Source organism: Singulisphaera rosea (assembly GCF_054877945.1).
In genome coordinates this window covers 119,116-132,569 of the sequence record NZ_JBTYIP020000002.1, presented here as the reverse complement: position 1 = coordinate 132,569, position 13,454 = coordinate 119,116, and the positions used below count along the sequence as shown (strand labels likewise).

Annotated in this window: 8 protein-coding genes; 2 read left to right on the top strand and 6 right to left on the bottom strand. The window is 65.2% G+C overall.

Annotated features, from left to right (window positions below):
- Positions 1-64: 64 nt before the first annotated feature.
- Positions 65-1,741: an L-aspartate oxidase gene (gene nadB / locus ACYOEI_RS03730; RefSeq protein ID WP_462847955.1), complete on the top strand. Its 1,677-nt coding sequence runs from the start codon at positions 65-67 to the stop codon at positions 1,739-1,741.
- 48 nt (positions 1,742-1,789) lie between these two features.
- Here the strand turns inward: nadB and ACYOEI_RS03725 are convergent, their stop codons facing one another.
- Positions 1,790-2,686, bottom strand: coding sequence for an HD domain-containing protein (locus ACYOEI_RS03725; protein WP_462847954.1), 897 nt, complete (start codon positions 2,684-2,686; stop codon positions 1,790-1,792).
- A 187-nt stretch (positions 2,687-2,873) separates the two neighbouring features.
- A complete protein-coding gene (locus tag ACYOEI_RS03720; protein WP_462847953.1) occupies positions 2,874-5,153 on the bottom strand; it encodes a DUF4159 domain-containing protein in 2,280 nt (759 codons plus the stop codon).
- Between the two features lie 386 nt (positions 5,154-5,539).
- Here ACYOEI_RS03720 and ACYOEI_RS03715 point away from each other — a divergent pair, with 386 nt between their 5' ends.
- Positions 5,540-9,328 carry a serine/threonine-protein kinase gene (locus tag ACYOEI_RS03715; protein WP_462847952.1) on the top strand — a complete coding sequence of 1,263 codons (3,789 nt, stop codon included), beginning with the start codon at positions 5,540-5,542 and terminating at the stop codon, positions 9,326-9,328.
- A gap of 82 nt (positions 9,329-9,410) precedes the next feature.
- Here ACYOEI_RS03715 and ACYOEI_RS03710 read toward each other — a convergent pair whose 3' ends face one another.
- From ACYOEI_RS03710 to rpmA, 4 genes are read right to left on the bottom strand one after another with little or no spacing between them, the layout of a single operon-like run.
- Positions 9,411-10,589, bottom strand: coding sequence for a GTPase (locus ACYOEI_RS03710; protein WP_462847951.1), 1,179 nt, complete (start codon positions 10,587-10,589; stop codon positions 9,411-9,413).
- Between the two features lie 46 nt (positions 10,590-10,635).
- Positions 10,636-11,415 carry a type III pantothenate kinase gene (locus ACYOEI_RS03705; RefSeq protein ID WP_462847950.1) on the bottom strand — a complete coding sequence of 260 codons (780 nt, stop codon included), beginning with the start codon at positions 11,413-11,415 and terminating at the stop codon, positions 10,636-10,638.
- 4 nt (positions 11,416-11,419) lie between these two features.
- Complete coding sequence (gene obgE, locus ACYOEI_RS03700) at positions 11,420-12,457, bottom strand: GTPase ObgE (RefSeq protein WP_462847949.1); 1,038 nt, start codon at positions 12,455-12,457, stop codon at positions 11,420-11,422.
- Between the two features lie 38 nt (positions 12,458-12,495).
- Positions 12,496-12,762 (bottom strand): 50S ribosomal protein L27, encoded by a 267-nt coding sequence (gene rpmA, locus ACYOEI_RS03695; RefSeq protein WP_462847948.1) that lies wholly within the window; start codon positions 12,760-12,762, stop codon positions 12,496-12,498.
- Between the last annotated feature and the right edge of the window lie 692 nt (positions 12,763-13,454).

Here is a 13,454-nt window from a genome sequence, read left to right as displayed (position 1 = left end):
ACGGTCCCGCCATTCGGAAGGTCCGGATGGTCCGTACCTTCTCCGACACGCGAATCCGAACGTCATGCTGTCTCCGCTCACTCTCCCCCGCCGCTATCTCGTCGGATTCGATCCCAGGGAGCTCCCCCACCACTTCGCCGACGTCCTGATCATCGGCGGAGGCCTGGCGGGGCTCCGAGCGGCCCTCGGGATCGGCGAGCCGCACCGCGTGCTCGTCGTCACCAAGGATGAGGTCCGCGAGAGCAATAGCGCGTACGCGCAAGGGGGAATCGCCGGCGTCCTCGACCCCGAGGACCATTTCGAGGATCACATCGCGGACACGATCGCTGCGGGAAAGGGGCTTTGCGATCCCGACGTCGTCGCGATGGTGATCCACGAGGCCCCGCGCCGGATCGCCGAGCTCATTGCTTGGGGTACGCACTTCGATCAGGTCGACGGGCAGGTCGCCTTGACTCGCGAAGGAGGCCACTCGCATGCCCGGATCGTCCACGCCCTCGGCGACGCCACCGGCCTTGAGGTCATGCGGGCGGTAATCCAGCAAGCCCGCGAGCGTAGGAATGTGCGGATCTGGCAGAACAGCTTCACGGTCGATCTGCTGACGCACGAGGGTCATTGTCGCGGAGCCCTCGTCTGGGATCGGAGGCGAGGTCCCGCGATTGTCTGGGCCCGGGCCGTGCTGCTGGCCACAGGAGGGGCGGGGCAGCTTTATCGCGAGTCGACGAACCCCGCGATCGCGACGGGGGATGGCCACGCTCTGGCCTATCGCGCGGGGGCCGAACTGCGTGATATGGAATTCATGCAGTTCCATCCGACCGTCCTGTACATCGCAGGCTCGGCACGCCATCTCCTGACCGAGGCCCTACGCGGCGAGGGAGCGTACCTCCGCGATCGTAACGGCCATCGCTTCATGCCCGATTACCATCCGCTCGCCGAGCTCGCCCCTCGAGATGATGTCTCGCGGGCCATCGCCGCCCAGATGGCGAAAACCCAGCATCCCAGCGTCTACCTCGACCTCTCGCATCTCGATGCCGGCTACATCCGGCGACGGTTCCCGGGCATCGACCGGCTTTGTCGGGGCTTCGACCTCGACATGACCCGCGACCCGATCCCCGTCCGTCCTGGGGCGCATTACATGATCGGCGGCGTCACCATCGACGACGACGGACGGACGACCTTGCCCGGCCTCTGGGCGGCCGGAGAGGTGACCAGTTCGGGGCTGCACGGGGCGAACCGACTCGCGTCGAACAGCCTGCTCGAGGGGCTCGTCCACGGGGCCCGGGCCGCCGAGGATATCATGCGCCTGCTCGAGGCCGAGGGACCTCGGCCGCTCGAGGTGCCCCCGATCAGCGGCGAGCCCTCCCTCGACGGCAACGAGGCCCTCGACCTCGCCGACATTCGCGACTCGTTGCGTGCCTTGATGTGGCGGTCCGTCGGAATTACTCGCGACGCCTCGAGCCTCGCGGAAGCGGCCGACCAGGTCGACTTCTGGTGCCGCTACGTCCTCGGCCACGTCTTCTCGGATCCGGCGGGCTGGACGATGCAAAACATGTTGATCGTTGCCCGCTTGATGATCGCGGCGGCCTCTGCCCGCGAAGAATCCCGAGGGGTCCACACGCGACGAGACTTCCCCGAGCCCGTCCCCTCCTGGGCCCGTCACCTCTCGCTCCACCGACCCGTGCTCGAACTCGAAGACCCGGCTTCTACCCGCCCAATAGTCCAATCCAAAGGTTCGGCGGGCTGAACCGGGCGGGGTAATTCGAGGGCCAACAACCTTGCCTTCGAGCCCCGCTCAGGAATGCTCGGACAGGGGTCGACAGACTCCATCGACGACGACCGGCGGGTCGAGCCATCGAGTCTTGGGCGTGACCCTCGCGACGTACCCCTCAACCTTGGAAGGGTCGAAGTGCAGGATGTGTTCGAGCTTCTCGGCGATGAGCGGGCTTTGGGAGGCTTCGAGCCTCGCCATGACGTGGGAATCATCGCCGAGGAGATCCTGCTTCGTCAGGGCCCCGCGTCGGAAGCCTTCGCGGAGGGCATCAGCAAACTCGTTGTAGACGTACCCTTCGGTCGAGCTTGCCCACCAGTCGCGATTCATCACCGAATACAGGGCCGTCGCCTCGCTCGCGACCGCAAGGCTCGTGAACACGATCGCCCCGTCGACGACCGAGATATTTTCCAGTAATCGCTCGACGATCTCAGGCGTGGCGACGTGGCAGGCCAGGCCATCGCGCAAGAAGTAGTCGATCCGATCGGCACAGAGCCAGGGCAGGGGGCGTTCCAAGAGCGGGTAGATGGAGTCGTCGAAGAATTCCTCGGGCGCAAACCCCATCGCGGCGAGGGCGCCGACGATGTCGGGGCGCCGGAGGAACTCGGGTTTCAAGCGTTCGTGGTGGTCCTGTTCTTCGGACGAGAATACGAAGTCGACCGCGTGCGAGAACGCGGTGTGAGAGATGTCGTGGAGGAGGCCCGCCACCTGCTCTCGAAGCCCGGCTCCGAGCTTCCGGAGCAAGACATGAACACCCAGGCTGTGTTCGAAGCGAGTGACCGTCTTGAACGGGAACGCATAAGCCGAAGGACCGGCCTGACGGACCCCGCGGAGCCGCTGAAACGTCGGGCACGCGATCAGAGCCACCAGACTGGGATCAACAATCGCGACATCGCCGTAAACCCGATCAACCCAACGCATCGAGACCGCTCCAAGGCCACCGAAAGAGGCGGCCGACCTTGTAAGGCCCCTCATCATCGATGATGGGTCGAGACGGCGAAGTTTTCAAGGGGTGTCGACCAGGAGTCCTATGGAGAAGCGCTCCCGTTCCCATCCAGCGGGCCAGTGATCCCGTCAGACCAGCGACACCGCCCGGGCCTTGGTCAGGTCAGGGCAACGTCGCATAGATCACGATATTACTGGCGATCATCTCGGCACTCTTTTGGTCGTAGCCCTTGCAATCGGGGCCTTGATGCCTCTCGAGGGCGCAACCAAGGTCGTACTTCGAGTAGATGATCGCCCAGTGGCCGTCGATTTTGACCCCCTCGAGTTGCGGGAGCTTCTGCCCGCCCCCCGCTGCGCGGGTGTACCGGACTTTCGAGAGGTCGTAACCGATCTTGTCCGTGTAGAGGTCGTCCTCGGGAGGAATCGGGACGAGCGGATGCTTGGGGAGCATCTCAGCAACCACGCGACGAAACGCGTTGTCGAACGCCGGACTCCCGCAAGCAGCGTCGGCGAAAAGGGTTCCACCCCCGGGCTCGAGGTGTTTTCGGAGCCAGTCGCGGTCCTCCGGCGAGAGCTGGAAATTGGCGCGGCCATGGACATAGATCAAGGGATAACGCGACAGATTGGGGTCGCGCGGCGGGAGTTCCTTGTGGTTGATGACGACGTCGAAACCGAGCCGGTCGCGGAGGCTCGTCGTCAGGTTGGGGATCGCCAGGGGCGCGACGTTCCAGTCGCCAGCGTGCCGGAGCTTGGCGATGTGCATCGCCCCACGCTTGGGGGAGTCCAGCTTGAAATCCTTCACCTCGCGCACGGCAAGCTTATCCGCGGGCAACTCCCGACCCGTTGCGTAGTCGATGACATTCTGCCCGACCCGTAGGGCCTTGATCACCGCCGGGTGCGTCGGGCTCGCTTCCGCCTGATTCCAGTAACAGGAGAGGTCGCTCGGGGCATAGATGACGACGGTCCGACACCCGTGCTCGATCCCCCAGAGCTCGTGGACGTCGGGCGAAAGCTGATGCTTGGCGCGCCAGACGGCATGGTCTTCGGGCAGCGGATGGAGCTTGTATTCGGGCTCGGGGAAAATCTCCTCCATCAGGGCCTGAAAGCCGCTGTGGAATTCGGGTCGCGAGCAGCAGGCCTCGGCGAAGATGAAGCCCCCTTGTTCGACGTAGTCGCGGAGATTCTTCTTCCCCTGAGGCGTGAACTCCGGCGCGGTGTGGCCGTTGAAATAGACGATCGGAGATTGGAGCATATCCTCGACCGTGGCAAAGTCGGGGTTGACGACTTGCCAGGTCAGTAGGGTCTTCCAGTCCCTGGAGACGGTGTTGACGAGGTTGCGGATATCGTCGACATCGTGATTCCAATCGTTCCGAGGCCCGTGGCGGAGCTTGTTCACGAGCACCGGCGAGCGTCCCTTCGCGAGGAAAAGCAGTGAGAAGCTGGTGGTGAGTTGCGGGAAGGCCTTCTCCATCGAGAGGCCGACCCAGGCGCCCGTGACCCGGTTCTGCTCGCGAACCAGGGCCTCGGCCCCTTCCCGATACCAGTCATGCTCGCCGAAGAACCGCTGGCCCGTCAGTCGACCCGCGCGCTCGAGGCCGTAGAGATAATAATACCTCCACTGATTCCCCTGCCCGACGTTCTGGCGGACATCGAAATTCCTCGCCATCCAGCCCACGGCGAGCTCGAGCTCTCGACTCGTGCTCCCCTTCCCGCAATCCACGATCTCGTCGCCGACGAGCCTTTCGTGCCCCTGATATTGGTTAAGGCCGGTGATCACCAGGCTCGAGATCCCCGCCGAGGTCATGCTCGCACTGGAGGGGAGCCCCGGATACGCCCAGCTCCCGTCCGGATGCTGGGCTTTCACCCAGGCCGCCCGCGCGACGGACCAAACCTGGGGAGGTACCTTCACGCCCGCCTCGCTCGCCGCGTGCAGGCCGAGTAGGGCATATTGCGTATTCGATGGGTCTCCCCGATTGAGCGACCTGGAATAGGACCAGGTCCCGGGGCTATTTCGACCCTCGTTTGGTTTGATCTGGGTCGAGATCAGCCAGTCGGCGTCCGCGGAAATCCTGACCAGGTCGCGATCGGAGTTCGCGGCCGCGAGGGCCATGGAGTGCAGCGAGACGGCATATGTGTTGTCGAGCTCGTTCGGCAGGAAGCCTCGGAGATAATCGAGGGCCTTGGAGACGGCCGGCGAGTTCGTAGGCTCGCCGGCCGTGAGGAGGGCCAGGGTGACGAGGCTCGTCGTGCCCGTTTTCGATTGCTGCTCGACTTCGGGCCAGGAACCGTCGTCCTTTTGCAAGGATTTCAGGTAACGGACCCCGTCTCGAATGGCTCGAGACACTTCCTCGGCGGTGACGGCCGCGCGGGCCGTCGTCTCCCCGAGGAGCGGCAGAACCGACGCGCAGAGCCACACGTTGACCAAGGTTCTCAGGCGCGGCACGGCGAGCATTCCTTCCGAGGCCTTGGGACGGAGAGAGCCGGACGGATCCGCCTCCGACATTGGTATTACTTTACGCGCGGACAGGCGGGCCGGGAAGCAGCACCCGTGCCTAGTTAGTTTAGCGGCAAACCCCGCGCCAGGTCTTGAGACTTCCGGGAGAGACGGGAGTCGAGCGAGAGGGAGCCGGCTCGCGGCTCGTAGTCACGGGAGATCGGGTGATGTTGCCCGCGACGAAATTGTTGACACCAACGGTTCCTATCTTCTATAGTTTGAAGTGGATCGACGCGATTGCATGCACCTCTTACTCGCGTCTCCCACGCGTTCCGCGTGTTGCAAGGATGTGCCGCAAGGGGACAACGTTCCCCCCTTCCTGAGAGTATTGTCCGATGCAGGACCCCGAGCCGTATCCTAACCCTAAACCCGCTGAAGCCACCGGCGTCTGGCCGACGCACGGTGGGTCCACGGGCTCAGAATCGGGGAGTCGTAACGACCCTCCGACCGTCCGCTCGAGCAACTCCTCGCGCCCTGTTCGCGTCCCCTCCGACATCATCCCGATCCCGCTCCCCAGGCCCGGCGATCGGATTGAGTCGTTCGAGCTCGAAGAGTCGATCGGCGTCGGCGGCATGGGGGCCGTCTTCCGTGCGCTGGACACCCGCCTCGATCGACAAGTGGCCCTCAAGATCCTCCCCCCGGAGCAGGCGCACGACCCGGAAGTGGTCCAGCGGTTCTACCAGGAGGGGAGGGCGGCGGCCCGGCTCGATCACGAGAATATCGCTCGCGTTTATACGATCGACCACGACACGAAGTATCATTTCATCGCCTTCGAATATATCGAAGGGACGACGATCCGCCAGCGGGTCGAGCGCAACGGCCCGATGTCGGCCGGCGAGGCGATCAACTTCACGCTCCAGATCGCCGGGGCGCTCGTGCACGCCGCGGAACGCGGGGTCGTCCACCGCGACATCAAACCCTCCAACATCATCGTCACCCCGCAAGGACGGGCCAAGCTCGTCGACATGGGGCTGGCACGCCGGTTCGAGCGAGGGGTCGACGACGGGCTGACCCAGAGCGGGATGACCCTGGGGACGTTCGACTACATCAGTCCCGAACAGGCCCGCGACCCCCGCGACGTCGACGTACGCAGCGACCTCTACTCGCTCGGATGCACGCTCTTCCATATGCTCACGGGCCGTCCTCCCTTCCCCGAGGGGACGGTCCTCCAGAAGCTCCTCCAACATCAGGAAGGCGCGCCGCCGGACGTCCGTGCGCTCAACCCCGCGGTGCCGCCCGACCTGGCGAGCATCCTCGTGAAATTGATGGCCAAGGATCGCGACCGGCGATACCAGACCCCCGAACTTCTCGTCCGCGACCTGTTGACGGTCGCCGGTGCGCTCGGACTGCGCTCGGTCAGCCCCGAAGGCCTGGTCTGGATGTCCGCGACCCACCCGCCGGGCTGGGAGCGCCACCTCGTCTGGGGCCTCCCCGCCCTGGCCCTCGCGGCCGTCGTTTTCGGATTAGTTTGGTGGGGCCAAGAAACCGGATCCCCGACGCCCCGGTCTTTCCCGCCCGACCCCTTCGGCGCCCCTGGACCGATCGCGAAGAGCTCCTCTACCTCGCGCACCTCGACCGGTCCGGCAGCCACCGGTGCGATCACGGCCTCGGTGACGGCGAACGGCGTCTCCCGTCCCCCGACCGACGCCCTCCCACGAGACATCTCCGTCGCGTCAGGCGAGGATCTCGCGTCGATCCTGGCATCGGCTCCGCCTCGTTCGATCGTGGTGCTCACCGACGACGGGCCCTACGAATTGAAGGGAAGAGGAGGCGATCATCCGAACGCCCGACTGCAGGACTGCGACCTGACGATCAAGGCCGAGGCGGGGGTCCGGCCGGTCCTCCGGCTCGCCCACGCCTCACCTCAAGAGCGGGGCTCGACCGCTATCCTCGACTTTTCCGGGGGGAAGATCACTCTCGAGGATCTCGCATTCGTGGTCGAACCAGGCCCTCGCGACATCGTTGCGGCCGCGGTCCGTTGCGAGAACACCGAGTTGACGCTCCATCGCTGCGTCTTTCGTTCCACGGGAGTCCCCTCGAGCGATGGACGGGTCGCCGCAGTCCAGATCCTCGAACCTCCCTCGGCCGAACGCCCTCCAGCGGTATTGGTGGACGCCTGCCACTTCGACGGGAAGCAGGCCGGGATCCTGGCCCAAGGGCCGGCCGACCTCAAGCTCCGAGATTGCACGATGGGGGGCGCCGAACCCGCCGTTTGGTTCGAGAACGCCGGCGTGGTCGGGCCCGTGCCGGCCGAGCTTCGGTTGCAGTACGTCAGTCTGATCGCCGGCGATGGGCCGATCCTCCGCTTCGACGGCGTCGCCCCTCGCGTCAGGATCGATGACTCGATCATCGCCCCGGCACGGGACGTCGACGCCACGCTCCTCGCGATCGACAATCCCGAGGGGCTCGACTGGCGAGGACGGAATAACCTTTATTCCCGAATCGGTGTCTTCCTCCAGCCGACGACCTCGAGGCCCGGGCATCATCCCGTCAGGACCTGGGAGTCATGGGTCGAGTCCTCCGGTCGTTCGCGCGAGACCGGCTCGAGTTCCACCCGGACAAAGGTCTGGAACGAGCTAGACCCGATGCAGGCCCTCGCCCAGGATGAGTGGAATCCATCTCGAGCGTTCCGCCTCGCCTCCGACCTGGCCGGCACGACGGTCCTCGGAGCGCGTCAGGGTCCCTTCGGTTTGATCGGCTACAGCAATCCCAGGATCGCCTCGATCACTCCCGAGCCTCGTCGAGACCCGGAAACGGTCAGGTCCGAGTCTGGCACGATCCCGACAGCCTCGCCGAGCGACCCGACCCCGAAGCCGATGATCGTGAGCGACGCGACGGTCGACCCATCGACGATCAAGAGCAAGATGGGTGGCGAGATTCCCGATATGCCGGTCATGCCCCCGATGGGACTGGATCCGGGCCGACAGGTGACTGAACCTCAGAGCCCGACCTCGAACAGCCCCGAAAAGGCGAACGAGACGCCCGATCGACCGGGCACCTCGACTCCCGCGGCAGGCGTGATCCGAACGTCCGATCAATTCCTCGAGGCACTCGACCGCTCCGAGCCCGCTTCGGCCCCCCTCATCATCGCATCCGACGCGGACTGGGACCTTCAAAGTATCCGCATTCGCGAGAATGCCAAGGTTTCGGTCAAGGCACAACCCGGGGCAACGCGACCCCGTATTCGATTCCGCCCCACACCGGCCGACCCCAAGACGCCGACGGCATGGTCGGTCTGGCTCGAGCTCCGTTCAGGGTCGATCGCCCTCCAGGGCATCGATGTCATCCTGGCGCAGACGGACTCACCTCGACAAGGTCGTTGGGCAGGCTTCGGCGTCTGGGCGGGCGCCGAGCTGGGCCTGATCGACTGCACCGTCAGCATCGAGGGAGACCAGCTCCTCTCGGCCGCCATCGTGGTCCCCCCGGGAGAGTCCGAGGGGGCGAAACCCGGAGCCGATGCCGACGCTTCGGCCGCGGTCGTCCACCTCCTGGATTCGCTGCTCCGCTCGGGCGGTGACCTCTTCGAAGTCTCACCGGGCCGGCGGCTCGACCTCGATCTCAGGAACGTCGTCGTCTCGACCGGTGGCAGCCTGGTCCATGCCCATGGACAACCTCGGGGCCAGGTTGCCCAACCTCTCAAGCTCACGCTCAATCAAGTCACGGCAAGGACGGCCGGCGGCCTTGTGCAACTGGAAAGCGCCCAGGATGAGCCCGACCTCCCGGTCGCCGACGTCTCCGCCCACGACTCGATCCTTGCGACCACCTCGCAAGGGGCGCCGCTGTTCCGCGTCGACGGACAGGACACCCTGACCTCTCTCAGCGACCGGATCCGTTGGGAAGGTCACGGCGTCGCCTATCACGAAATCAACGCCTACCGTCGTGATCAATCCGCGCAGCCGGGGACGGTCCCCAAGATCTACGATCAGCCCTCCTGGATGGTGGCGATCGGGACGAAGGAGGCGGCGCCGGTCCATGGGAATCTCAAGTTCCTCAAGGAATGGGAGCCGGGCCGCATGCCATGGACCCTCGGCCGCGACGACGTCCAACTCACCCCCGATAGCCCAGCAGCCCGTGCGGGCGCCGACCTCAAGCGGATTCCCGTCGCTCCCAGCAGACCGGGCTGAGCGTCTCGATCTTCTGGTGGACGAACTTCAAGCCGCGGCAAGGCCAGCGAGATCATGTCAGGCTCGTCCGACAGTCGGCGAATCAACCGACCTCGGGGGAAATCGTCGAGCCAAGATCTCCGACGAGAATCCCTTCCAGCGCCTCGCGAGCGCCAATCGGGTCTCCGGCCTTGAGACGGTGCGAGGCTAACTCGAGGCCGCGAATATGCCGGGGACGGAACGGGATCGCGGCCCCCACTTCGGGAGGATCGGGGATGCAACAGCCGGCAATCGAGCGGATGAGTGTGTCCAGCCCATCCCCTCGTTCCGCAGAAATCTCGAGGATGTCCGGTGCCGGCTGCCAGGCTGCCGGCAGGTCGGCCTTGTTCGCGATGAGCAACGAACCGCTGTGATCGGAGATGAGCCGATGATCATCGCCGGTCAACGGCTGAGATCGGTCAAGGACGACGAGGAGCAGGTCGGCGGACTCGTGCTGGGAACGGGAGAGAGCGATCCCTGATTGCTCGACTGCGTCGTCCGAGTTGCGAAGTCCGGCCGTATCGTCCAATACGATCGGCCAACCCTCGACCGCCGTGCGGACGCTCACCACGTCTCGAGTGGTGCCGGGCGTCGGGTCGACGATCGCCCGGTCGTAGCCGGCCAGGGCATTGAGTAAGCGGCTCTTCCCCACGTTGGGACGGCCGGCCAGCACCACGCGCCATCCTGATATCAGGCGTCTCCCGACTCCCGAAGCTCGGATGAGGCGGTCGACTCCTTGAACGACATCGTCGAGGTCGTTCTCGAGGCCTTCGACCAGGCGTTCGACCAGGCGTTCGAGCTCCGAGACGAGCGCCCCCTGCATCTGGTCGAGCAACACCTCGGCCGAGCGCACGGTCGGGGCTCTCGCCAGGTCGACCTCGGCCTCGGCCGAGATGACGGAGGAAGCGGTTTGCCGGATCCAGGCACTCGGTTGTCGCCGTTCTGCACCAGCGACCGTCAGTGCGTCCATGACCATCGTCACGGGAGCCGGACCGCCATGGCAATGGAACTCGACCTCGGGGTGAGGCCCTTCGACCACGACGGCCACGACCTCGTCTCCAAGTCCTGCACCCACGCGACCGAGCCGCATCCTGCCGGCGGAGGTTCGATCGAGGGACGGTTTCCGGATAGGTCGGAATACGGAGGCTGCGACCACCAACGCTCCAGGCCCCCAGACTCGAACGACGGAGACCGCGCCTCGCCCCTCGGCGGTCAGCATGGAGACTCGGGCCGCGGCCGTCATCGGTAGGGGTCCATAACATTCCGAAGCGTTCGGAGAGTCATTCCTGTCACGTAGGAACACACTTTGGATTCACTCCTCGTCCGCGAGCCGCGGTCTTGGCGAGCCCGACCAGGACGAGGTCCGCGACGACTTCCGACTTATCCCAGGCCAGCGCAGGCGCCAAGCTCGTGGCATCGCCGCCGGTCCAGACGATCCAGGGGGCAGGGGACAGGCCTTGGGATTGCCGGGTGACGAGCTCACGGACCGCCCCCACCGTCCCCCAATAGAGGCCGGCTTCGAGGGCAGGCAACGTCGACTTCCCCCAGGCGGCCGGGGCCATTCCCGGCGAAATGAGCGGGAGCTGGGCCGTAAGCAGGTGGAGGGCACGCGCGGCGAGGCCCAGACCGGGGGCGATCGCCCCCCCTTGCCAGACGCCCGACGGCGCCACCCGCTCGACCGTGATCGCCGTGCCGCAGGAGATGACCACACCCGGCCCTTGGCCTCGCAACGCGATGGCCGCGATGACGGCGAGCGCCCGATCAGCCCCCGCGGTCTCGGCGTGTTCCAGTTCATGCCGCACCGGGACCTGCGCCGCTGAGGTATACCAGGTCCTCTCGGCGATGCCTCGGACTTCGAGGAACTGCCCAAAGACCCGAGCGACCGGGGGATTCACCGACGCGATCGACCAGCACGACGGCTCACCGGCCGGGTTCCAACGCGACCAGGCTCGCGCCCAGGCCTCGGGCTCGTCGAGGGGCAGCGCATCGGTCTCCTCGAGGCGACATGAGGAGTCGAGGCGTCCCCACTTGAGGCGGGAGTTCCCCACGTCGGCGACGATATGCAACACGACGCTAACCCCCGGCGATGGGCGCGGAGGCGACCGGGGAGGCATCGGGAACGGCCGGGAGCGATTCCAGCAATTCGGCGATCCGATGGATGAGGTTGGGTATCCCCTGGCCGGTGACGGCCGAGATCGATAAAACGTCACGTCCCAGACCCTCGACGATCCGAGCCTTCGCCTCGGCGGCGTCGGTCAGATCCATCTTGGTCACCACCAGGAGCTCAGGCCTTTCGGCGAGCGCCGGGCTGTAGTGCTCGAGCTCGCGACGGATCGTCCGGTAGTTGACGATGGGATCCGAGCCGTCCATCGGGTTGCAGTCGATCAAGTGGACGAGGAGCCGGGTCCGTTCGACGTGGCGAAGGAACTCATGGCCGAGCCCTAGGCCTTCGTGGGCCCCTTCGATCAGGCCCGGGATGTCCGCGACGACGAACGCATGATCGCCGGCACGGACGGTCCCGAGATTCGGATATTTGGTGGTGAAGGGGTAATCGGCGATCTCAGGGTGGGCCCTCGAAATCCGCGACAGGACCGTCGATTTGCCGGCGTTCGGCAACCCGACGAGCCCGACGTCGGCGATGACCTTGAGCTCCAGTGTAATCCAGCGCTCCTCACCGGCCACGCCCGGCTCGTGCTGTTTCGGGGCGCGATTCGTGCTCGACTTGAAGTGGGCGTTGCCATACCCACCGCGCCCACCCTGGGCGACGATCACCGAGTCGTCCGCCGCCTGGAGGTCGCGGAGGACGTGACCGCGGTCGCGGTCGCGGATGATCGTCCCCGTCGGGACCTCGATGATCTTGTCGGGGGCACCCCTCCCCGTGCAATCGGAGCCCTGCCCGTGTTCGCCTCGTTCGGCCTTCCAGTGGCGTTGGAAAGAGAGATGCGCAAGGTTCGTGAAGCCGTCGGCCGCACGAACCACGATGCTCCCCCCGCTCCCGCCGTCTCCCCCGTTCGGGCCACCTCGGGGCGCGTATTTCTCGCGCCGGAAACTGAGGCAGCCGTTGCCACCGTCGCCTCCCCGAACGAAGATCGTCACCCTGTCCACGAACATAGTTGCCCCGTTGCACTAGAGGGTGAAGGCGTTGCGAATCAGCCTTCCACCCCGGCTGTCGCGAGCGGGATCACGTTGATCCGCCGACCGTCCCGGTCGAACTTGACCGTCCCCTCGACCAGCGAGAAGATCGTCCAGTCGCGGCCGATCGAGACATTCTTGCCCGCGTGCCACTTCGTCCCGTTCTGCCGGCAAATGATGCTGCCGGGCTTGGCGGCCTGCCCGCCGTACAGCTTGATGCCAAGCATCTTGGGATTCGAGTCGCGACCGTTTCGGCTCGAACCCTGCCCCTTCTTATGAGCCATCGCTCTGCCGTCCTTCGTCTTCGTGTCGGATGGATGTCCGGACAATCGACCGCAAGGGCGACCGCGACATTCTCGGGCCCCCCGGTCCAAACGAGCGATTCTATCGGCAGGGCCGCTCAGTCGACAAGGCCGGTCCTGATGAGGTTCGACCTCGACAACTCGATTTCTCACCCGGACGAGCGTTCGCGACCCTCGAACTCGGGGCAAGAGACGGGGCTTCGTGCGCGTTCCCCTTTCATAGAAGTAAGACCAGCCCACGTATTCACCGGCGTCATTCGATCAACGGTGCAGGAGACCGGGGACTTCGGATTTCAGCCCCAGGAGTCGAGCCACCCCCCGACTCGAACTCCGCACGACCGTCACGATCAAGACGACCGCGTCGGTCGCCATATTCCTGAACTTAAGCAAAAATTCTGTAACGAGTTAGGTCGCAGGCTCATTGTAAAAAACGGCTGTGATGTAGGTTTAACACCCCTCAATCCTGGCGAAAATGCAAGGAAGCCGAGTCGGGGTTGTCATGGCTTTCAAGACAGGGGTGGCTCGCCACGTTCCTAAGTCCCTTGAGTGAGAGAAGTTCGCCACGATTCCGAGGGTTTTCTCCGCGAGTCAAGGCCAATCTGGCACGGTGCTTGCTTTATACTCCCGACGCCACGCCGACAACGCCTCCCCGCTCCCGAGATTATTTCCTCAAG